The sequence below is a fragment of the Streptomyces kanamyceticus genome, assembly GCF_008704495.1.
Taxonomy (GTDB): domain Bacteria; phylum Actinomycetota; class Actinomycetes; order Streptomycetales; family Streptomycetaceae; genus Streptomyces; species Streptomyces kanamyceticus.
This window is the reverse complement of record NZ_CP023699.1, coordinates 1,686,727-1,708,562: the sequence shown is the minus strand read 5'-3', so window position 1 is coordinate 1,708,562 and position 21,836 is coordinate 1,686,727. Positions and strand designations below refer to the sequence as shown.

At 70.9% G+C, this 21,836-nt stretch carries 19 protein-coding genes; 11 read left to right on the top strand and 8 right to left on the bottom strand.

Annotation, left to right across the window (positions count from 1 at the left end):
• Positions 1-13: 13 nt before the first annotated feature.
• Both CP970_RS06565 and CP970_RS06560 read right to left on the bottom strand, forming a co-directional pair.
• Positions 14-1,045: a zinc-dependent alcohol dehydrogenase gene (locus CP970_RS06565; protein WP_055545100.1), complete on the bottom strand. Its 1,032-nt coding sequence runs from the start codon at positions 1,043-1,045 to the stop codon at positions 14-16.
• Positions 1,046-1,139: 94 nt separating this feature from the next.
• The gene (locus CP970_RS06560) at positions 1,140-2,105 is read right to left on the bottom strand and encodes a ParB/RepB/Spo0J family partition protein (RefSeq protein WP_055545099.1); all 966 of its coding nucleotides are present in this window, start codon (positions 2,103-2,105) and stop codon (positions 1,140-1,142) included.
• A 571-nt stretch (positions 2,106-2,676) separates the two neighbouring features.
• On the opposite strand from CP970_RS06560, the gene CP970_RS06555 reads away from it, so the two are divergent.
• From CP970_RS06555 to CP970_RS06545, 3 genes are all read left to right on the top strand, one after another.
• Positions 2,677-3,159, top strand: a complete 483-nt coding sequence (locus CP970_RS06555; protein WP_191094878.1) for a hypothetical protein — start codon at positions 2,677-2,679, stop codon at positions 3,157-3,159.
• 162 nt (positions 3,160-3,321) lie between these two features.
• Positions 3,322-3,804, top strand: a complete 483-nt coding sequence (locus CP970_RS06550) for a hypothetical protein (RefSeq protein WP_224058295.1) — start codon at positions 3,322-3,324, stop codon at positions 3,802-3,804.
• Positions 3,794-4,972, top strand: a complete 1,179-nt coding sequence (locus tag CP970_RS06545) for an MAB_1171c family putative transporter (protein ID WP_150493059.1) — start codon at positions 3,794-3,796, stop codon at positions 4,970-4,972. The genes CP970_RS06550 and CP970_RS06545 overlap by 11 nt, the downstream gene beginning before the upstream one ends.
• A gap of 65 nt (positions 4,973-5,037) precedes the next feature.
• On the opposite strand, the gene aac(6') is transcribed toward CP970_RS06545, so the two are convergent.
• The gene (aac(6'), locus tag CP970_RS06540) at positions 5,038-5,511 is read right to left on the bottom strand and encodes an aminoglycoside 6'-N-acetyltransferase (protein ID WP_055545096.1); all 474 of its coding nucleotides are present in this window, start codon (positions 5,509-5,511) and stop codon (positions 5,038-5,040) included.
• A 92-nt stretch (positions 5,512-5,603) separates the two neighbouring features.
• Here aac(6') and CP970_RS06535 point away from each other — a divergent pair, with 92 nt between their 5' ends.
• From CP970_RS06535 to CP970_RS06505, 7 genes are all read left to right on the top strand, one after another.
• Positions 5,604-5,798, top strand: a complete 195-nt coding sequence (locus CP970_RS06535; protein ID WP_055545095.1) for an antitoxin — start codon at positions 5,604-5,606, stop codon at positions 5,796-5,798.
• A gap of 65 nt (positions 5,799-5,863) precedes the next feature.
• The gene (locus tag CP970_RS06530; protein ID WP_055545094.1) at positions 5,864-7,111 is read left to right on the top strand and encodes an arsenic transporter; all 1,248 of its coding nucleotides are present in this window, start codon (positions 5,864-5,866) and stop codon (positions 7,109-7,111) included.
• Between the two features lie 121 nt (positions 7,112-7,232).
• Positions 7,233-7,676 (top strand): SRPBCC family protein, encoded by a 444-nt coding sequence (locus CP970_RS06525; RefSeq protein WP_055545093.1) that lies wholly within the window; start codon positions 7,233-7,235, stop codon positions 7,674-7,676.
• Positions 7,677-7,879: 203 nt separating this feature from the next.
• The gene (locus CP970_RS06520; RefSeq protein WP_055545092.1) at positions 7,880-10,315 is read left to right on the top strand and encodes an MFS transporter; all 2,436 of its coding nucleotides are present in this window, start codon (positions 7,880-7,882) and stop codon (positions 10,313-10,315) included.
• 141 nt (positions 10,316-10,456) lie between these two features.
• The gene (locus CP970_RS06515; RefSeq protein ID WP_055545091.1) at positions 10,457-12,955 is read left to right on the top strand and encodes a SpoIIE family protein phosphatase; all 2,499 of its coding nucleotides are present in this window, start codon (positions 10,457-10,459) and stop codon (positions 12,953-12,955) included.
• Between the two features lie 194 nt (positions 12,956-13,149).
• Entirely contained in the window at positions 13,150-13,872 is a 723-nt protein-coding gene (locus tag CP970_RS06510; RefSeq protein ID WP_055545090.1) for a class I SAM-dependent methyltransferase, read from the top strand.
• A gap of 107 nt (positions 13,873-13,979) precedes the next feature.
• The gene (locus tag CP970_RS06505; protein WP_055545089.1) at positions 13,980-14,408 is read left to right on the top strand and encodes a YybH family protein; all 429 of its coding nucleotides are present in this window, start codon (positions 13,980-13,982) and stop codon (positions 14,406-14,408) included.
• Positions 14,409-14,473: 65 nt separating this feature from the next.
• Here the strand turns inward: CP970_RS06505 and nadE are convergent, their stop codons facing one another.
• Positions 14,474-15,310 carry an ammonia-dependent NAD(+) synthetase gene (gene nadE / locus CP970_RS06500; RefSeq protein WP_055545088.1) on the bottom strand — a complete coding sequence of 279 codons (837 nt, stop codon included), beginning with the start codon at positions 15,308-15,310 and terminating at the stop codon, positions 14,474-14,476.
• 226 nt (positions 15,311-15,536) lie between these two features.
• On the opposite strand from nadE, the gene CP970_RS06495 reads away from it, so the two are divergent.
• On the top strand, positions 15,537-16,610 hold the full coding sequence (locus CP970_RS06495) for a methyltransferase (protein WP_398654692.1): 1,074 nt from the start codon (positions 15,537-15,539) through the stop codon (positions 16,608-16,610).
• Between the two features lie 219 nt (positions 16,611-16,829).
• Here the strand turns inward: CP970_RS06495 and mmsB are convergent, their stop codons facing one another.
• From mmsB to CP970_RS06475, 4 genes are read right to left on the bottom strand one after another with little or no spacing between them, the layout of a single operon-like run.
• Positions 16,830-18,071: a multiple monosaccharide ABC transporter permease gene (mmsB, locus tag CP970_RS06490; protein ID WP_055555807.1), complete on the bottom strand. Its 1,242-nt coding sequence runs from the start codon at positions 18,069-18,071 to the stop codon at positions 16,830-16,832.
• An 8-nt stretch (positions 18,072-18,079) separates the two neighbouring features.
• Complete coding sequence (mmsA, locus tag CP970_RS06485) at positions 18,080-19,645, bottom strand: multiple monosaccharide ABC transporter ATP-binding protein (RefSeq protein ID WP_063806258.1); 1,566 nt, start codon at positions 19,643-19,645, stop codon at positions 18,080-18,082.
• Positions 19,642-20,751 (bottom strand): multiple monosaccharide ABC transporter substrate-binding protein, encoded by a 1,110-nt coding sequence (gene chvE / locus CP970_RS06480; protein ID WP_107099123.1) that lies wholly within the window; start codon positions 20,749-20,751, stop codon positions 19,642-19,644. The genes mmsA and chvE overlap by 4 nt, the downstream gene beginning before the upstream one ends.
• 4 nt (positions 20,752-20,755) lie before the next feature.
• Positions 20,756-21,781, bottom strand: a complete 1,026-nt coding sequence (locus CP970_RS06475; RefSeq protein WP_398654690.1) for a hypothetical protein — start codon at positions 21,779-21,781, stop codon at positions 20,756-20,758.
• Positions 21,782-21,836: the final 55 nt, after the last annotated feature.

Below are 21,836 nucleotides of genomic sequence, written 5' to 3'. Positions count from 1 at the left end.
TGCCGGACAGGCCCTAGTCGCGCAGGTTGAAGAAGGAGCGCACGTTGCCGTTCGTGCGGGACAGCGCCAGGTCGAGCGCGGTGGCGTAGTCGGCGAGGCCGAACTCGTGGCTGAGCAGCGGCTCGACCGCGATGTCGTCGCCCTTCGCGAGCAGTTCGACGGCGTCGTCGAAGCGGCCGCCGGGGCCCAGCGAGCCGCGCAGGGTCAGCGCCTTGACCGCGATGTGCTGCGGGGACATCGGTCCCGTCTCCTCCACCCGGTAGCCGATCAGGCCGATGCGGCCGCCCGGCCTGACCACCTCGATGGCCTCCTGGAGCGCAGCCGGATAGCCGGATGCCTCCAGGACCACGTCGGGCGTGAGCTCGGGGCGCCGGGCGACGAGTTCGGCCAGCTGCCCCGGCTCGGCGGAGCACAGCTCGGTGGCGCCCAACTGCCCGGCGACCGCGCGCCGTTCGGCGACCGGTTCGGACACGACCGTCACCTCACCGCCGAGATGCCTCGCGACCTGCATCAGCATGAGGCCGATGCCCCCGGCCCCCATGACGGCGACCCGGTCACCGGGAGCGACGCCCGCGATGCTGACCGCGTTGAGCGCCACCGCGAGCGGTTCGACCTGGCAGGCGCTACGCAGCGACAGCGCGTCCGGCAGCGGGCGGAGGTTGTCGACCGGGATGGTCATGTACTCGGCGCAGGCGCCGTCCTTGGTGAAGCCGAGTTCCTGGAGGTTCTCGCAGAGCACCGGGGTCCCGCGCCCGCAGGCCGCGCAGTTCCCGCACGCGCAGGTCAGATCGCCCACCACGTTCTTGCCGACCAGCGACTGGTCGTGTCCGTTGGCGCCGTTGATCTCGACCACGGTGCCGCTCCACTCGTGTCCGGGCACGACGGGGTAGCCGAAGCCGTGCCAGACACCGCGGTAGAGCGAGAGGTCGCTGCCGCAGATGGAGTTGTACGCGATGTGGACGAGGGCTTCGCCCGGCCGGGGAGTGGGGACGTCGCGCTGTTCGAAGGTCGCCTTCTCGGGGCTGTGGAACACGAGTGCCTTCACGGTGTCTGCTCCTTTGAACGCTGTGCACGGGTGCTCCGGAGTGGGCGGAGCACGAGGGGTGATCGGGGGAAGGACCCGGCCTGCTCCCGCCGGGTCACGCGTCGGACCTGCCGCGCTGGTCGAGGGATTCGGCGAGACGGAGCCAGCCCTCCGCACAGCTGCGGGCGAGGGCCGCCATGGCGGCGGTCCTGTGCGGCGGTACGCAGCGGGCGAACCGTGCGGCGCCGTGTTCGCGGAGCACGGCGGCGCCGAGCCAGTGAAGAAGGATCCGGCCGTCCTCCGTGAACCTCAGCGAGGGGTCCTTGCGCAGCCGGTCCAGGAGATCGGCGGCGACGGGGGCGCGCCCGGGGCTTCGCGGGGAGCGTGCGGAGGACGGCTTGGCGGGCCGGTCCGCGGCGTCGGCCGCGCTGTCCGGCGCGGCGGGCGGCCGCGTCGGCCTGGACAGCGCGGGGGGCAGCGGATCGTCGCCCGCCCGCAGTCGCGTCCGTACGTCGTGGGCCGTGCTCAAGGAGATCCCGGCGGCCTTCGCCACGGTCCGCAGGGAGGCCCCCGGCTGCTCGGCGAGGAACTGCCCGGCCAGCCTGCGCCGTTGGGCGATGTCCTGCGGGCGGATGCGGCCGTCCATGCCGAGGCGCGCGTTCGGCTGTGCGGTTCGAGCGGTCGAACGCCTGCGGACACCGCCCACTGTGCTGGCGGCCAGGCCGGTGACGCGGGCGATGCGGCGGTCCGACCAGTGCGGATGGGAGGCGATGATGCGCGCCGCCGCCGTACTGCGATCGGCCGGGGAGAGCGCCAGCCCCTGGGCGTTGTTGAGGGCGACGGCGAGGACGAAGGCATCGGCCTCACCGCCGTCGAAGAACTGCACCTCCACGTCCGTCTCCCCCCGGGCGCGGGCGGCGAGCAGCCGGTGCGTCCCGTCGATCACCCGCAGCGTGGCGCGGTGCACCACGATGGGCGGCAGCGGGGCCTCGATCCCGGCGAGCGACCGGACGTGCCGTTCGTCCACGCCTGCGATGCGGGGGGACACCGCGGGCAGGAGCAGGTCGAGCGGAACGCGCACCGAACTCCGCTGGAATAGCTCGGACTTGCTTTCCGGGGGAAGCGAGGCGGCCTGGATATCACTCTCGCGCACCGTGGCGGGCGCGCTACCGTGAACCTGCTGTGCCAAGGCTGGGCCCTTCTCTGTGAGGAGCCGAAAATCCATTGTGGCGGTGCGCTGCGGGCGGCCTTATCGGCGCAGCCGAAGGCGGCACGAATGGACGGTGAAGTGACGCCGAAGCGATAGGGAGCGGGGGAGGACGGAGCCTGCTGGTCCGGGCCGGTCGGCACGGCGGGGGATCAGGTTCTCGTCTGGCGCGCTGCTAACGGCCGAACGCGTCACGCGGGCCATCACGGCGGTACCCGCCGTGCGCCGCGCCGGGCGGACCCGGGCGTTCAACCGGTGACGACAGTAGCCAGCTGATGAAAGACCGTCAACGTGTCCGCTATAGCGAACAGTTGGACAGTGCTGGTCACAGCGTGGCCGGAATATCACGGGCGCCATGGTCACGTGCTGGGCGACGGCGTACGGTGACAGCCGTCCACTACGGCGAGGGTCTCATCCTTCGTTCCGGGCAGGGAGAGGGTGGCGCATGAGGGACGGCGCGGCGGAGCGTTCCGAAAGCGGCAGGCTGCTGCTGGATAAACTCGACCAGCGCATCAAAGATCTCATTTGCGCCATCTATCCGGACAAGGGCACCCGGCCCGGTTATGCGCGGCTCGCGCAGGACATAAGAGAAACCACCGGCGGGACCATCTCGGGAACGTACCTATGGGAATTGGCCACCGGCAAGAAACGAAACGTCACGCTGGAACAACTCGGTGTCCTGGCAGACTATTTCGGGGTACCGCCTGAGTACTTCCTCAATGACGAGGTGTCCGAACGGGTAAACGCTCAACTCGCACTGGCAACGGCCCTCAGGGACAACCGGATTCGCAATCTCGCGCTTCGGGCGGAAGGCCTTTCGCCCTCCACCTTGGACGCGTTGCTGGTCATGGTGAACGAGGCCCGGAAGATCCAGAACCTGTCCCCACCGGCTGACGAAGACGGGCGCGGTCCCCAGCACACGGAGTGAATCGAGCGCATCCCACGGGCACCCCGCAGCACCCTGTCCTCGCGATCGGGAGGGTCAATGCATGTCCGCAGGACCGCCTACTACCGATGCCCCGCTCAAGGCCTACGGAAAGAGCATATGTCTTATATATATGTGAAACTCCGACAGCGTTGCCAGGCGATCGTGGACGGACTCAGCCTGCCGCACCCCTTCACCGTCGAATCCTTCTGTACGCGCCTCGCGGCCCAGCGTCAGCGGCCCCTTCATCTGCACGCCTTGCCGCGGCAGGCGGCCCAGGCGGGCGCGTGCGGATTGTGGCTGGCCACGGACATCGACGACCACATCTTCTTCGAGCAGCGCACGGCCCGCGTGCATCAGGACCACATCATCCTGCACGAGATCGGCCACATGCTCTTCGGTCATCAATCGCTCGAACTGGGCGAGGGCTGGGGCGATGCGCCCCAGCTCTTCGGGGACCTCAGCCCGCAGCTGATCCAACGGCTGCTCGCCCGCACCGACTACACCACCCGGCGGGAGCAGGAGGCCGAGATGCTGGCCAGCCTGATCCGCACCAGGGGCGAACAGCCCGCCGGTGAACGGCACGCGGACGACGTGCTTCACTACCTCGGCGAGGCACTCGGCGTGGGAGCGACCCGTGGGGGCTGACTTGGCCCATACGGCGACCGTGGCCCAGTACGTCAGTGCCGCCGCCATGGGGGCGGTGGTCCTGTTGCGCGCCCCCGCCGCCGCCCGGAGTCCGGCCCAGCGCGGCCTGTGGCTGGCCGTCGCGACGGCCGCGGTCGCCATGGCGCTGCAACTGCCGGTCGTCATCAGGGCCGCCCTCGACCTCACGGGCAGCGTGCACGAGGTGGGTCTGGCCAGGAACCTCTTCGGGGTGTTGTCGGCGGGGTGCGTGCTGTACTTCGTCACGGCGGCGGCCCAGCACCGCTGGTGGCGCTGGGGACTCGTCACGTCGGTGGCGCTGGTCGTCCTCGCCCTGGTCCTGCTCGACCAGGTGCGGGAACAGCACGACAACCCGGGCGGTCCTTCGTCGCTCAGCGCGTACTGGGCCATCCTGATGGGCAGTCACATCGTGGCCAACACGGTCTGCGTCCACGTGTGTCTGTGGCAGGGCTGCCGGGCCTCGGCCCCTTCTCTCCGCCTCAGCCTGTGGATCTTCGGGGCGGGCACGGCTCTGGTCGGGATCTATTGGTGCGTGGCCCTTGGACGGCTGATCATCGGTGAGCCGCCCCTGCGGAACCTGTCCCTGCTGATGAGCCTGCACGGCTTCCTGCGGGCGGCCGCCCTGCTGGTGCCCCTGTGGGGCTCGATGCGCTCCCAGCCGTCACAGATCAGGACCCTGTGGGTGCTGTGGCCCCTGTGGCGAACCCTGGTGCAGGCGGTGCCGCACGTGGCGCTCCACCGGCGGCGCTCCCGGATCGTCGAGGTGGTGTGGCCGCGCGCGCCGCGCCGACTGGCCGTCTACCGCAGGATGATCGAGATACGGGACGCGATCCTCTCCCTGCACGGCTACGTCCATCCCGCGCTGCCGGGAGCCGTGAAGAGCCGGGTGGAACAGCTGGGTCTGCACGGGCGCTCCGCCGACGCGATGACGCTGGCCTGTCTCCTGCACGTGGCCCTGCGGGCCAGGCGGACGGGGGCGGCCAAGGACTTCGACGCCTCCCTCTCCCACGGCTGGGACAGCGTGAACATCTCTGGTGAAGAATCGTTTCTTCTGGAACTCGCACGCGCCTTCCGCACGCCGGTCGCCCGCTCGCTCGCCGGTCAGCTCGGCGGCCGGACGGGCGGCCTCACCGAGGTCGGCGACGGGTGAGGGCCCCTGCGCGCCCGGCGGGCGGCAGGGGCGCACAGGCGGCCGGGGTCGGACGGGCCGACCCGTCAGACCAGCTCTTCGGCCAGCAGGTCCATCAGCAGGGCGTCCTGCCACACGCCGCTCGTGTGGTCACGGGCGTATGACCGCATGACGCCGACCGGCTTGAAGCCCACCTTGCTGTAGCTGCGGATCGCGCCCGCGTTCGCCACCGCCGGGTCGATGGTGATCCGGTGGTGTCCCCGCTCGTCGATCAGCCAACGTGCCACGGTGCGGACGGTGTCCGTGCCGAGGCCGAGGCCGTGCCGACTCGCCGTGAGGAAGATGTCGATGCCCGCGTGGCGGAACTCGGGGTCTTCCTCCTCCTCGTACTGCACTGCCCCGATGACCTCGCCGTCGAGGGTGATGGCGAGCATCTCCTCGTAGTCATCGGGGGTCGACCACCAAGCGGCCACCTCGGGTTCTCTGACGATCTTGTCGAGCTTCTTCACATCGCTGTCGAGCACGGGCCGCAGCAGCACTTTCTCACCGTTCAGTTCCACTCCTGCATTGTGCCCGAGCCCGCGCCTGCGGATGCAGCAGCTCCGATGTGCCCGCATGCTGAAGGTGACGGCTCGAACCAAGGAGGCCGACGATGTCCGTGATGGACAAGCTCAAGCAGATGCTCAAGGGGCATGAGGACCAGGCGGGGAAGGGTATCGACAAGGCAGGCGACTTCGTCGACGACAAGACCCAGGGCAAATACAGCTCTCAGGTCGACACGGCCCAGGACAAGCTCAAGGAACAACTGGGCGGAGACCAGGGCCAGGACCAGCCGCCCCAGTCGTGACGCGCGGCCTCTAGTACGGCCACCGGGGGCGGCGGCGAAGACACCACGCGATGCATGATCGGATCATGCTCGTAGAGTTCCTGTCCGTCGCCGCCCTTGTCGTGGTCCTGGTCTGCGCCGTCGTCCGGCCGTTCCGCTGGCCGGAGGCGGCCTTCGCCGTACCGGCCGCCGGGGTCGTGGTCCTGAGCGGCGCGATCCCGCTCGACGACGTGCGCGAGGAGGCCGCGCGGCTCGGCCCGGTGATCGGCTTCCTCGCGGGCGTCCTCGTACTGGCGAAACTCTGCGCCGACGAGGGGCTCTTCCACGCCTGCGGGACCTGGATGGCACGCTGGGCCGCGCGACGCCCGCGACGGCTCCTGACCGCCGTCTTCGGGCTCGCCTCCGTGATCACCGCGGCGCTGAGCCTGGACGCCACCGTGGTCCTGCTGACCCCGGTGGTCTTCGCCACGGCGGCGCGCATGGGCGCCCCGCCCAAACCACACGTCTATGCGAGTGCCCATCTGTCCAACACCGCCTCGCTCCTGCTGCCCGTGTCGAACCTGACGAACCTGCTCGCGTTCACCGCGACGGGGCTGAGCTTCACGCGCTTCGCGCTGCTCATGACGCTCCCCTGGCTGGTCGCCATCGCCGTCGAATACGCCGTGTTCCAGCGGTTCTTCGCCGCCGAACTCGACGCACCCGTCGACGGCGGCGATACGGCGGAGCCGCCCGAGATGCCGCTGTTCGCCCTGGTGACCGTCGTCGCCACGCTCGCCGGGTTCGCCGTCGCCTCGGCCGTCGGCATCGATCCGGCCTGGGCCGCGGCGGCCGGGGCGCTCGTCCTCGGCGTACGGGCCCTGCTGCGCGGTCGTACGACCCCGGTGGCGATCCTGCGCTCGGCCTCCCTGCCGTTCCTGGCCTTCGTCCTGGCGCTCGGCGTCGTCGTCAGGGCCGTCGTCGACAACGGACTCGGCGACGCGCTCGGCCACGTCCTGCCGGACGGCGCCTCGCTGCCCGCGCTGCTCGGCACCGCGGCCGTCGCCGGGCTGCTCGCCAACCTGATCAACAACCTGCCCGCGGTCCTCGCCCTGGTCCCGCTGGCCGCGCCGTCCGGGCCAGGCGCCGTCCTCGCCGTGCTGATCGGCGTGAACATCGGACCCAACCTCACCTACGCGGGCTCCCTCGCCACGCTCCTGTGGCGGCGCATCGCACATCAGCACGAACACGACGTCGACCTCAGGGAGTTCACCCGCCTCGGTCTCCTCACCACGCCCGCGGCCCTCGTCCTGTCGACCCTCGCGCTCTGGGTGTCCCTGCGGCTGCTGCCGGTGTGAGCACGGCTTGGCTCACGGGCCTGATCACGCACCTGATCACGGACCCGATTTGGGAGGCCGGTACGCAGGGTGGTTGGCTCTCCGTGAACTCCCCGAAAAACCAAGTGCTGGAGGAAGTGCAATGGCGCAGGTCGAGGCGACCACGGAGCGGATCATCGCGGCACAGCCTGACGATGTCTTCGACGCACTGGCCGACTACAACGGCACGCGCGAGAAGATCCTTTCCGACCACTTCAGCGAGTACGAGGTGCGCGAGGGCGGCGACGGCGAGGGCACCCTCGTCCACTGGAAGCTGCAGGCCACCAGCAAGCGCATCAGGGACTGCCTGCTCGAGGTCGGCGAGCCGAACGACGGCGAACTGGTCGAGAAGGACCGCAACTCCTCGATGGTCACCACCTGGACCGTGACCCCGGCGGGCGAGGGCAAGTCCCGCGTAGTCGTCTCCACCGTGTGGAACGGCGCGGGCGGCATCGGCGGCTTCTTCGAGAAGACGTTCGCGCCGAAGGGCCTCGGGCGGATCTACGACGCCGTGCTCGGCAAGCTCGCCGCCGAGGTCGAGAAGTAGCCCCAACTCCCGCGTAACCCATCAGGGTTGTTCTCACGCTCACCGTTTCGAGTGGTTTTCGTCCCGGCTCCGTTGTACGCCGTAGGGCTCCGACCGGCACTAACGCCCGTGCGGCCCGGTTAGAGGGCGACTCGTCGCGCTTGCTCACAGTTGTCGCGTAATGCGAGAAATGGGCGGCGCAGGCGCGACGAGGGGAGCAGTACGTGGGCGGGACGACGCTGGTGAAGGCCGTCGAGCGGGACGGCACGGAGGCCGTCGAGGCGGCCGACGCACCCCCCGAGCGGGGCGCGGCACAGGCCCCGCCGCCCCCCGCTCCGGGGGCCACGGCGCACGGGCTCAGCCCCCGCCGGGTCCGGATGGTCTTCGTCGGGCTGATGCTCGCCCTGCTGCTCGCCGCCCTGGAGCAGATGATCGTCGCCACCGCGCTCCCGAAGATCGTCGGTGAGCTGCACGGCCTGGACAAGATGTCCTGGGCGATCACGGCCTATCTGCTGACCTCGACGGTCGGACTGCCCATCTACGGCAAGCTCGGCGACCTCTTCGGCCGCAAGGGCGTCTTCCAGTTCGCGATCGTCATCTTCGTCATCGGCTCGGCCCTGGCCGGCTGGTCGCGGACCATGGACGAGCTCATCGCGTTCCGCGCCATCCAGGGCGTCGGTGCGGGCGGTCTCATGATCGGCGTACAGGCGATCATCGCCGACATCGTGCCGCCCCGGCAGCGCGGCCGCTACATGGGCCTGATCGGCGCCTCCTTCGGCCTCGCCTCGGTGGCGGGACCGCTGCTCGGCGGCTTCTTCACCGACCACGCCTCCTGGCGCTGGTGCTTCTACTTCAACGTGCCCTTCGGCCTGGTCACGCTCCTCGTCGTCAGCCTGGTCCTGAAGCTGCCCAAGCCCGCGTCGCGGGGCAGACTCGACGTCCTCGGCGCGCTGCTGCTCGCCGCCGCCTCCACCTGCCTGGTGCTGCTCACCAGCTGGGGCGGGACCGAGTACGCCTGGGGCGACCGCGTCATCCTGGGGCTCGGCGCGGGAGCCGTCGCATCGGCGCTGCTCTTCCTCGTCGCCGAGCACTTCGCGGCAGAACCGATCATCCCGCTGCGCCTGTTCCGTGATCCGGTCTTCAACATCACCGGTCTTGTGGGCATGGTCGTCGGAATCGCCCTCTTCGGAGCGGCCAGTTATCTGCCGACCTTCCTGCAGATGGTCGACGGCGCCAGCGCCACCGAGTCCGGCCTCCTGATGCTGCCGATGATGGGCGGCATCGTCGGCGCCTCGGTCATCTCCGGCCAACTGATCAGCCACACCGGCCGCTACAAGATCTATCCGGTGCTCGGCGGCGCCCTCTCCGTAGTGGGCATGTGGCTGCTCTCGCGCCTCGAAGTCGACACGCCCCGGCTGCAGTACAGCATCTGGATGGCCGTGCTCGGCGCCGGTATCGGCATGGTCATGCCGGTCCTGGTCCTCGCCGTGCAGAACGCGGTGCGGCCCGCGGACCTCGGCACCGCCACCAGCGCCAACAACTACTTCCGGCAGATCGGCGGCAGCGTCGGGGCCGCCATCTTCGGCACGCTCTTCGCCAACCGGCTCGCCGACGCGCTGGCCGACCGCATCCCGGCGGACGCGGGGGCGGCCCTGCCCGACGCCGAGTCCATCACCCCGCAGCTCGTCCACGCGCTGCCCCCGGCGCTGCGCGACGGCTACATCGAGGCCTACGCCGACGCGATGCCGCGGATCTTCCTCTACCTGGTGCCGGTGCTCGTCCTCGGCATGCTGATCGCCTTCTTCCTCAAGGAGACCCCCCTGTTGTCCAGCGCAGCTTCCCAGAACGCACCCGCCGCCGAGCCCGCGCCCGTCCCCCAGGCCCGTACGTCGACGTACACCGCGGGGGTCCCGGTGTGCGGCACCGTGCAGCACCCCGACGGCACCGTGGTGCCCCGCGCGGCCCTGACCCTCATCGACGTCGCCGGGCAGCAGATCGGCCGCGGCGCCAGCGGCGAGGACGGCCGGTACGCCCTGTCCACGCCGGGATCGGGCTCGTTCGTGCTCATCGCGGCCGCGGGCGGTCACCAGCCGCAGGCCGTCACCGTCACCGTCGGCGAGCGCCCCGTCGACCTCGACGTGGTCCTGGGCGGCGCGGGCCGCCTCGCGGGGACCGTCGTCACCGCCGACGGGACGCCCGTCAGGGACGCCGCGGTCACCCTCACCGACGTCCGCGGCGAGGTCGTCGCCACCACCCGCAGCGGCCGCGAGGGCAGCTACGTGATCACGGAGTTGGTGGCGGGCGAGTACACGCTCGCGGCCAGCGCCCCCGCCTTCCGGCCCGCCGCGCTGCCCGTCTCCGTGCAGGCCTCCAGGGAGACCCGGCAGGACGTGGAACTCGCGGGCGGCGCCGTGCTGCGGGGTACCGTGCGGGCCAGCGGCGGGCGGCCCGTGGAGGACGCGCGCGTGACGCTGCTCGACGCCGCGGGCAACGTCGTCGACACCCTGACCACGGGAGCGGACGGCACGTTCCGCTTCATCGACCTGTCGTCCGGCGAGTACACCGTCATCGCGGCGGGCTACCCGCCGGTCGCCACGGTGTTGCAGGTCGCGGGCGGCGGCCGCACCGAGCGTGACCTCCAGCTGGGGCACGAGGACTGAGAGCGGACAGGACGCGCGGGCGTGCGCCGGAGGTCCGGCCCGCGGCCAATTCCCGTATTGCGCCGCACGGCAACCTGCCCCGGTCGTACGGTGGTTGGTGGCGGCTCAGATCTTGCGCTGCCGCGGGAAGGGGCAAGGGCCATGGAACAAGGCACTCCGGGCAGCGGGCCTGTGGCGCAGCGTGCCATGGCCGGACGCATCCCGTTGGCCGTGGTCGTCGTCGACGGCAGCGGTCTCGTCTCCCACTGGAGCACCGGCGCGCGACGCCTCTTCGGGTACGCCAAGGAGGACGCCGTGGGGCGCCCCGTGGGCGACCTGCTCCCGGTGCACGGCGCGATACCCGACGCCGCCGGGCCCTACGGGGAGTACGACGGACTCGGCCCCGACCTGGAGACCTCCCTCGACGGCCGCATCTCCTACCCGGCGGCAGGGCGCGCCCGCCTCGACGAGCCGGGCAGCGACCCCGCCCGCCGTCTCGACGTGCTGTGGTGGGCGTATCCGCTGGTCGGCCCAGGACCCGAGCGGCTGCTCGTGCTCGCCGCCGACGCCGCCGCGCTGACCGACGCCGGCCGCGCGGAGGACCGGGACGAGCAGGGTGAGCAAGCGGAGCTGGGAGAGCGGGACGACCGGGCTCAGGGGGCCACGTCGTTCAGGCACTGGGGCAGCATCGCCCCCGGGTTCGCCCTGCACACGGACTTCCCCGGTGCGGACCGGCTCGCGGACGGACTGCCCGAGATCCTGCCCAGCATGAGCGTCGGCGAGAGCTCCCGCATCGTCGCGCAGGTGCTCGAACTGGGCTATCCGGTACTCGAGTTCAGCCAGCACGACCGGGTGCCCGTCACCCCCGACTGGGGCGTGGCCCGGCGCGCCGAGCGCAAGGAACGCAGGCAGCGCGCCGCGCGGGCCGCCGCGCACGGCCTGCCCGCCGCGGTCACGGCCGACGACGAGGGCGACGACCTCGAGTACGCAGCCGTGCGCGAGCACCTCGAATTCCTGAACGAGGTCAGCGGGCGCATCGGTTCCTCGCTCGATCTGGCGCAGACGATCGTGGAGGTCAGCAAGGCGGTCGTGCCGCGCTTCACGGACGTCGCGGGCACCTACCTGCGGGAACAGGTCGTCGCGGGCGAGGGGTTCCCCGAGGGGGTGCCGGACGAGACCACGATGTGGCACCGGGTCGCCCTTGAACACACGGACGAACCGGGCCGCTGGGACGACGTGGTGCCGGTCGGCGAGTCCATGCCGTTCCCGGTGCACACCCCGTTCTTCCAGTGCATGACCTCCGGAGACCCGGTGCTCGTGCCGCGCATCACCGAGGAGATGGGCAACGCCATCGCCTCCCAGTTCGAGAAGCGCGACATCCGCCCGCTGATCAACCACCGCTCGATGCTCGTCGTACCGCTCAAGGCGCGCAATGTGGTGCTCGGCTTCATGATCCTGCTCCGCCACCGCGAGCGCCCCGTCTTCAACGACATGGACCGCGTCACCGGCTCCGAACTGGCCGCCCGCGCGGGCCTCGTGCTCGACAACGCCCGCATGTACACCTACCAGGAGAGCGTCGCCGACACCCTCCAGGACAGCATGCTGCCGCACATCGACCCCCGCATGCCCGGCGGCGACATCGCCACCCGCTATCTGCCGGGCACACTGCTCGGCCGGGTCGGCGGCGACTGGTTCGACTCCGTGAAGCTCCCGGGGTCGCGGACCGCGCTCGTCGTCGGCGACGTGATGGGCCACGGCCTGAACTCGGCGGCGATGATGGGCCAGTTGCGCACCGCGGTGCAGACGATGGCCGCCCTCGACCTGCCGCCCGAGCAGCTCCTGCGCAACCTCGACGACCTCGCACAGCGCCTCGGCGAGCACTATCTGGCGACGTGTCTCTACGCGGTCTACGACCCCATCGCGAGCGAGCTGAGCCTCGCCAACGCCGGGCACATCCCGCCCGTCCTGGTGCGCGCGGCGGACGGCCGCAGCGAACTCCTCGACCTGCCGACGGGTGCGCCCATCGGTGTCGGCGGCGTGCCCTTCGAATCCGTACGCATCAGGGTCGCGCCCGGCGACCGGCTGCTGATGTGCACCGACGGTCTCGTCGAGGTCCGTGGCGAGGACATCGGCGTCGGCCTCGCCACGCTCACCGAGTCCGCCGCGCACCCCGCCGCCTCCATGGACGACGCCTGCGACACGATCATCCGGGCGCTCAACACCCGCGGCGGCCGCAAGGACGACGTGGCGCTCCTGATGGCCAGGCTCAACGGCATCGCCGCCGACGACGTCGCGCACTGGCGGTTCGAGACCGGGCCAGGCGAGGTGAGCAGGGCCCGCGAGCTGGTCCGCGCGCAGCTGCGGGAGTGGTCCCTCGGCGCGCTCGCCGACACCGCGGAGCTGCTCGTCAGCGAGCTCGTCACCAATGTCGTACGCCACTCCCGCAGCGAGCGGCTCGAACTGCGCCTGGTCCGTTCCGCCGTGCTGATGTGCGAGGTCGAGGACGACGACCACACGCTGCCGACGCTCCGGAGCGCGGGCGGCGACGACGAGTTCGGGCGTGGCCTGCGGGTCGTGAGCGCGCTCGCCAAGGAGTGGGGCACGAGCCGTACGAACGCGGGGAAGACCGTCTGGTTCGAACTGGCGCTGCCCCGGCGGTAGCGCGCGGGGCCGGGCGCGCGGAGCGTCCCCGGCCGGGAGCGGCGTGCGCCCGGCACGACCGGCGCGTGTCCGGCGGCGTCTGTCGAACGAGCCGTGAAGGATCGCGCGGGTGACTTGTCCGCGCGCCCCGGGGCGCGGTACACCGATCTCGCCGTCGGGTTCGGCGGCCCTTGTCACACCCTGGGGAGCTGGTCATGAGCGTCACGAGTAAGTACCGGGCCGCCTGGGAGTCGTTCTGGAGCGACGCGCCCGACGAACAGGGCGCCGTGTTCTGGGACGCCGAACCCGCTCTGACCGCGGGACTCCACCTCGCCCTCTTCGAGCCGCACCTGGCCGCCGCGGGGCTGCCCATCATCGATCTGGGCTGTGGCAACGGCACCCAGACGCGGTTCCTCGCCGACCGCTATCCGCGCGTCCTCGGCGTCGACATCTCCGCCGCCGCGCTCGATCACGCCCGGCGGGCGGACCCGGCGGGACAGGCCGACTTCCGGCAGCTCGACATCGCCGAGTGGAGCGTCGCCGAGCAGCTGCACGCGGAACTCGGCGATGTGAACGTCTACATGCGCGGCGTGCTCCACCAGTGCGATCCCGACGACAGGCAGCCGCTGCTCGACAACATCGCGCGCCTGGTGGGGGAGCGCGGCAGAGCCTTCGTCGTCGAACTGTCCGAGGCCGCCAAGCCCGTCCTGCTCGGCCTGGCGCAGAGCCCCACGGGCCCGCCGCCGAAGCTGGCGCCGGTCTTCGCGCACGGCCTCGCACCGGCCGAGGTCGTCGACGAGGCGGTGCGGGAGTACGTCGCGGCCGCGGGCCTCGCGGTCCTTGCCGAGGGGGAACTCCCGCTGACCACCACCGAGTTCAGGCCCGATGGCACGCGGATCGAACTGCCGTCGTGGTGGCAGGTCCTCGGCCTGGACTGAGCGGGCCTGACATTCCGGCCTCCTGTCTCGTCGGATCACTGGGACCCACCACAGGGGCTGCCGCCAGATGAGGTCGCGGCGGCCGGAACTCAGGAATGGAGGCCGCTATGACCAGAGACGAGATCGAGGTCAGGGCGTTGTTGGAGAGCCGTGCCGACGCCGCGCAGGCGAAGGACATCGACCGGCTCATGCCGCTTTTCGCGCCGGACGTCGTCTACTTCGACGTCGTGCCGCCGATGCGGTTCGCGGGGCACGGCGAAGTGCGCAAGAACTTCGTGCGGTGGTTCGAGGGCTATGAGGGGCCCATCACGCTGGAGACGCGGGAGCTCACCGTCGCGGTCGGGGACGACGTCGCGTTCGCCCACATGCTGCACCTGGATTCCGGAACCCGTACGAACGGGATGCAGAGCGCGATGCTGGTGCGGTCGACCGTGTGCTGTCGGCGGGTGAGCGGCACGTGGCTGATCACGCACGAGCACATCTCGCTGCCGATCGACCCGGCGACGCTGCAGGCCTGGATGCCGCCCCAGGCGTGAGGCGGTGGGCGGGGGCGGCCCCCACGGGGGTGGCGCCGCCCACCCGCCCTCGCGAGGGCCGACGCTCAGGCCGTCGGCGCGATCGGCAGCCTGCGCTTGTGGTCCGTGAGGCGGTAGCGGCCGACGATCGACCGGAACGACGCGTCGGACACCGGCTTCCCCTCCAGGAAGTCGTCGATCTCGTCGTACGTCACGCCGAGCGCGTCCTCGTCCGGCTTGCCGGGGTCGAGCGTCTCCAGGTCCGCCGTCGGGACCTTCCACACCAGCTCGGCAGGGGCGCCGAGCGCGTCGGCGACCGCCCGCACCCGGCGCTTGGTCAGACCGGTCAGCGGCACGACGTCGGCCGCGCCGTCGCCGAACTTGGTGAAGAACCCGGAGACCGCCTCGGCCGCGTGGTCGGTGCCGACCACCAGACCGTCCCGCGCGCCCGCGACCGCGTACTGGGCGATCATCCGCTGCCGGGCCTTGATGTTGCCCTGCACGAAGTCCTGGTGGCGCTCGTCCCTGAAGACGACCCCGCCGGTGAGCGCGGCCTCCAGCGCGGCGTCGCTCGCGGCCTTCACGTCCACGGTCAGGACCTGGTCGGCGGCGATGAAGCCCAGTGCGAGCTGCGCGTCCTTCTCGTCGGCCTGGACGCCGTAGGGCAGGCGCATGGCGTAGAAGGTCGCCTCGTGCCCGGCGGTGCGGGCCCGCTCGACGGCGAGCTGGCACAGCCGTCCCGCGGTCGTGGAGTCCACCCCTCCGCTGATGCCGAGCACCAGCGAGCGCAGCCCCGTCGAGGTCAGCCGCTCGGTGAGGAAGGCGACGCGGCGCTCGATCTCGCGCGCCGGGTCGAAGCTCGCGGACACCTGGAGATCCCGGGCGATCTCCTGCTGCAGTGCGGTGGACGCCGGGTCGGTCACGGCTGCTCCTCGTGGTCGGTCGTGGTGGTGAACGCGGGGCCCGCCGGTGAAGGGGCGGCGGGTCTCGCACCACGACTCTATGCGGCCCGCGGGAGCGGCTCCCCGGCCGGGCGGATCAGGGCCGATTGCGACCCCGCGAGGACCGCGGGGAGAGCTAGGCTTCCCTACCTCGCACGGCGGTCCGTGTCGGCCGCCGGGCACCGTCCGGAGCGGAAGGGGAACGACTGTGGCGAACGGTGGAACCGGAGCGGCGGATGCCGGGGGCGTAACGGGGGCGGGGGACGGGGCGGACCCCAGGCAACTGGTCCAGCTCGTCTTCGGGAGCATGGCGGCGCAGACGCTGCGCGCGGCCGCCCGGATGCGGGTGGTCGAGCTGATCGGCGACAAGGAGCGGACCGCCGCCGAGGTCGCCGCAGAGGCCGGGGCCCGCCCCGAGGGCATGATCCGGCTGCTGCGCGCGCTCGCGGGCATCGGCGTGGTGGCGGAGCGGACGCCGGGCGTCTTCGCGGTGACGCCCACGGGCGCCCTGCTCGACTCGCGACGACCCGGCAACGTCGCGTCCCTGGTGCTCATGATGTCCGACCCGACGATGCTGCGCGGCTGGGAACACCTCGACGAGGTCGTACGGACGGGTGAGCCCGCCTTCGACACGGTGTTCGGCACGGACTTCTTCGGCCACCTCAGGGAGCATCCCGAGGAGTCCGCCCGGTTCAACGAGGCGATGAGTCAGAGCACCGGGGCGGCGGCCGCCACGCTGCCCCGCGCCTTCGACTTCACCAGGTTCGCCACCGTCGCCGACGTCGGCGGCGGCGACGGCACGCTGCTCTCCGCCGTACTGAAGGAGCACACGGGCCTCACGGGCATCATCTACGACACGGCGGAGGGCCTGGCCCAGGCACCCGCGACGCTGGAGCGGCACGGGCTCACCGAGCGGTGCTCGTCGGTGGCCGGTGACTTCTTCCAGTCGGCCCCCAAGGGCGCCGACCTCTACCTCCTGAAGAGCATCCTGCACGACTGGCCGGACGAGCGGGCGGTGACCATCCTGAGCCACTGTCGCGCGGTGCTGCCGCCCGAGGGCCGGGTGCTGATCCTGGAGCACGTCCTGCCCGAGGCCGTCGACCCGGCGGCCCCGGGGTTCGCGTATCTGAGCGATCTGAACATGCTCGTGAACCTGGGCGGCAGGGAACGCACCCGGGCCGATTTCGACGAGCTCTGCGGCAGGGCCGGGCTCTCCATCGTGTCCGTGACGCCGATGGGGGCGCCGAACCCGCTCTCGATGATCGAGGTGGCGGCCGCCTGACGGGAGGGCGGGGCGCAGGTGGTGACGGCGTGCCGCCACCACCTGCGCCGGGCCCTAGGGCCCTTCTGGCGGATCTCCGCGGCGTCGCGACGCCCGGCACGCACCCTCGCCGCACGGCGCGAAGGGACAGGTGGCTCCGCCACATGACCCTTCACACCGCACGCCGAGGGCACGCACCGAACGCCGCTCCTTCTCCCACGGAGATCCGCCAGAAGGGCCCTAGCGGCCCGCCTTGCGCTTGTTCCAGACGTCGAAGCCGACCGCGGCGAGCAGTACGAGCCCCTTGATGACCTGCTGGTAGTCCGTGCCGATGCCGACCAGGGACATGCCGTTGTTCAGGACGCCGAGGACGAGGCCGCCGATGACCGCGCCAAGGACCGTGCCGACGCCGCCGCTCATCGACGCGCCGCCGATGAACGAGGCGGCGATCGCCTCCAGTTCGAAGTTGAGCCCGGCCTGCGGGGTGCCCGCGTTCAGGCGCGCCGCGTACACGCAGCCCGCGAGCGCCGCGAGGACGCCCATGTTCACGAAGACCAGGAGGGTGACCCGCTTGTCCTTGACGCCCGACAGCTTCGCCGCGGCCTTGTTGCCGCCGAGGGCGTACACATGGCGGCCGATGACGGCGTTGCGCATGACATAGCCCAGCGCGATGAGCAGGCCGCACATGATGAGCATGACGACGGGCACGCCGTGGAAGCTGGCGAGGGTGAGGGTGAACGCCACCACGGCCGCGGTCATCGCCACGCACTTGGCCGCCCACAGACCGGTCGGCAGGACATCGAGCTCGTACGCCAACTGGCGCTTGCGAGCGCGCCGTTCACGCAGGAGCAGCAACGCGACGGCGAGCAGGCCGAGGACGAGCGTCGGGTTGTGGTACTGGGTGTAGGGGCCCATCTCCGGGATGAAGCCCTTGGCGATGTTCTGGAACCCGTCGGGGAACGGCGCGAGCGACTGGCCCTCAAGGACGATCTGGGTGAGTCCGCGGAAGAGCAGCATCCCGGCCAGCGTCACGATGAACGAGGGGATGCCGACGTACGCGATGAAGAAGCCCTGCCAGGCCCCCGCGACCGCGCCGATCAGGAGCGAGAGGACCAGGGCGAGCACCCAGGGCATGTCGTGCTTGACCATCATGACCGCCGACATGGCGCCGACGAAGGCGACCAACGAGCCCACGGAGAGGTCGATGTGGCCCGCGATGATGACGATCATCATGCCGATGGCCAGGATGAGGATGTAGCCGTTCTGCTGGATCAGGTTGGAGACGTTGTTCGGGAGCAGCAGCGTCCCGTCGGTCCAGATCTGGAACAGCACGACGAGGAACGCCAGGGCGATGAGCATGCCGTACTGGCGCGTGTTGGAGCGCACGCTTCGCAGCAGCAGCGCGCCCGCCGGCCACCGCGCGGGTGGCGGGGCGTCGGACGCGTCCCGGGAGGAGCCCGGGGGAGTGGTCGTGGTCGTCATGGCGGGCCTCAGCTCTTGGGGCTTCTGGTCTGGGTCATGTGGCGCATCAGGACTTCCTGGGTGGCCTCCGCGCGCGTGACCTCACCGGTCAGGCGGCCCTCGGCCATCGTGTAGATCCGGTCGCACATCCCGAGCAGCTCGGGGAGTTCGGAGGAGATGAACAGGACGGCCTTGCCCTGCGCGGCGAGCTCGTCGATGACCGTGTAGATCTCGTACTTGGCGCCCACGTCGATGCCGCGCGTCGGCTCGTCGAGGATCAGCACCTCGGGGTCGGCGTGGATCCACTTGCTCAGGACGACTTTCTGCTGATTGCCGCCGGAGAGCCTGCCCACCTCCTCGAAGACGGTGGGCGCCTTGATGTTCATGGCCTTGCGGTAGCGCTCGGCGACCGAGCGCTCGTGGTGCTCGTCCACGACGCCCCGGCGCCGCATGCCGGGCAGCGAGGCCAGGGAGACGTTGCGGTTGATGTCGTCGATGAGGTTGAGGCCGTACCGCTTGCGGTCCTCAGTGACGTACGCGATGCCCGCGTCGACCGCGGCGGGGACGGTCCGCGTCACCACCGGGCGGCCGTTCACCGCCACGTCCCCGGCGACGTAGACGCCGTACGAGCGCCCGAAGACGGACATCGCGAGTTCGGTGCGGCCCGCGCCCATCAGGCCCGCGATGCCGACGATCTCGCCGCGCCGCACGGTCAGCGACACGTCGTCGACGACCGTGCGCTGCTGGTCGACCGGGTGCCGCACGGTCCATCCCGCGACGGACAGCGCGAGCGTGCCCGCGTCCTCGCCCGCATAGGGCGTACGGTCGGGGAAGCGGTGGTCGAGGTCGCGGCCGACCATGCCGCGGATGATGCGGTCCTCCGACAACTCGGCCTCGGCGTCCGGAGTCTCACGGACCGTCAGGGTTTCGACGGTGCGCCCGTCGCGCAGGATGGTCACCGCGTCGGTGACGGCCCGGATCTCGTTCAGCTTGTGCGAGATGATGATGCAGGCGATGCCCTGCTCGCGCAGTTCCCCGATGAGGCCGAGCAGCTTCGCGCTGTCGTCGTCGTTGAGCGCGGCTGTCGGCTCGTCCAGGATGAGCAGCCGCACCTCCTTCGACAGGGCCTTGGCGATCTCCACGAGCTGCTGTTTGCCCACGCCGATGTCGGCGACCGGCGTCTGCGGCTTCTCGCGCAGACCGACCCGCTTCAGGAGTGCGCCCGCCCTGCGCAGGGTGCCGTTCCAGTCGACGAAGCCGCCGCGCGCCTGCTCGTTGCCGAGGAAGATGTTCTCCGCGATCGACAAGTGGGGGACGAGTGCCAGCTCCTGATGGATGATCACGATGCCCCGGCGCTCGCTGGCCCGGATGTCCTTGAAGGCCATCGGCTCGCCCTCGAAGAGGATCTCCCCGTCGTAACTCCCGTGCGGATGGACGCCGCTGAGGACCTTCATCAGCGTCGACTTGCCCGCGCCGTTCTCCCCGCAGATCGCGTGGATCTCCCCGGGGCGCACCGTCAGGTTCACGTCGGAGAGCGCCGTGACGCCGGGGAACGTCTTGGTGATGGCGCGCATCTCCAGGATCGGTGCGCTCACGAGAGCTGCCCCGCGCTGAAGTAGCCCTCGTCGACCAGGAGTTGGGTGTTCGTCTTGTCGACGCTGACCGGTTTCAGGAGGAAGGACGGCACGGTCTTCTCGCCGTTGTCGTAGTCCGTGGTGTTGTTGACCTCGACCTTCTTGCCGGTCAGGACCGCGTCGCCCATCCTCACCGTCTGCGCGGCGAGCTTGCGGGTGTCCTTGAAGACGGTCTGCGTCTGCTCGCCCCGGATGATCGACTTCACCGACGCCAGCTCGGCGTCCTGTCCGGTGATGACCGGCAGCGGCTCGCTCCTCGTCCCGTAACCGGCGCTCTTGAGCGCCGAGATGACGCCGATGGAGATCCCGTCGTACGGCGAGAGGACGGCGTCCACGCGCCGCTCGCCGTAGCTCTTGCTGATCAGGTCGTCCATGCGCTTCTGCGCGGTGCCGCCGTCCCAGCGCAGCGTGGTCGCCTGGTTCATCCGCGTCTGCTTGCTGCGTACGACGAGCTGCCCGCTGTCCAGGTACGGCTTCAGCACCTTCATGGCGCCGTTCCAGAAGTACTTGGTGTTGTTGTCGTCGGGGGAGCCCGCGAACAGCTCGACGGAGTAGGTGTCCCCGGAGTCCCTGTCCGGCTTGCCGAGCCCCAGCTTGTCGACGAGGTACCGCCCCTGCAGCCTGCCCACGCGTTCGTTGTCGAACGACGCGTAGTAGTCGACGTTCTCGGTGCCCAGGATGAGACGGTCGTACGAGATCACGGGGATGCCCGCGTCGTGCGCCCGAGCCAGTACGTCGGTGAGCGCGGAGCCGTCGATCGCGGCGACCACCAGGAGCCGGTGCCCCTTGGTGATCATGTTCTCGAGCTGGGCGACCTGGTTCTCCACCTTGTCGTCGCCGTACTGGAGATCGGTGTCGTAACCGGCCTTCTTGAACTGCGAAGCCATGTTCCTGCCGTCGGCTATCCACCGCTCGGACGCCTTGGTGGGCATCGCGAGACCGATGGTGCCGCCCTTGCCGTCGTCAGGGCGGTAGCGGCTGCCGCCCTTGGCCTCCTGGCCGCAGGCGCTGAGCGACAGGGCGAGTGCCGCGGCGGTCGTGGCGAGGGCGAGCGTGCGGATGCGCATGGGTTCAGTCCCCTTCCGGGGTGGGGAATCGGCGCAGCTCGCCGGGGAGCCGCGAGCCGAGCGGCGACATGCCGCCGTCCGCGCCGTGCCGGGCGAGCAGATCGAGGACGAGGCGGCCGCGGCGCACGCGCTCGCGGGCGGTGGCGAGGGTGTGCTCGCGCAGCTGGGCACCGTAGGGATAGATGCCGGGCGACTTGCTGAGGCCGAACTTCACGTACAGCGGGGCGCCGCGCCTGATCAGCTCGGCGACCTCGTACATCCGGATGTAGCCGCCGAGGTCGTCGGGCGCCTCGACGTACAGGTCCATGGGGGCTCGGCTGACCCGGCGGATCTCGGTGAGGTGGTCCGCCGTCAGGTCGGACGGCACGTTCAGGGAGTCGGCGCCGAGCCGCTCGTACACCGCGTACGAGGCGGGATTGACCGGCCCCGACAGGGCGGACAGCTTGAACGTGGTGTCGGCGGGCAGCGCGCCCACGGCGCGCAGCCGGTGCAGGGTCCACAGCACGCCCTCATCGGCGACGAGCAGGCACCGCACGCCCAACTCGGCCGCGCGCAGAGCGTCTTCGACGCACCCCGCGAGCGCGTCGTGGCCCCGGGCGCGGAGCCCGGCACCGCCGGATTCGGTGCGCGTGGAGCCCCCGATGTCCCAGGTGCCGCGCGGCCCGGTGAACAGACAGAGCTCGATGTCCCGCTCGGCGCAGGACTCCGTCATCTCGGTGATCTCGGCGTCGGTGAGCATCCAGACGCCGCTGCCCTGGCTGACCCGGTGCACGGGCACGTCGAGGCGCGCACTCTCCTTGAGCACGACGGCGAGCGCCTCGGGCCCCTCCACCGAGGGGATCTCGGTGCGCCAGGTGCCACCGTCGGGGAAGGCGTGGGGCGAGGCGTCGCCGGGGTCGGGGCGGGGCGCGCCGAGCCCGACGAGGGCGAGGGCGGGTTCGCCGGGGCGACGGGGACGTACGGAAGAAGTGTCGATCACAGACGGTCCTTCGTGTCCGAAATGCCGAACGAGGTTCGACTTACAGGGCATGGGGTGGCGCCCCGTAAGGGGCGCGGGGAACTGCGCGCTCAGCCACAACCGGCCC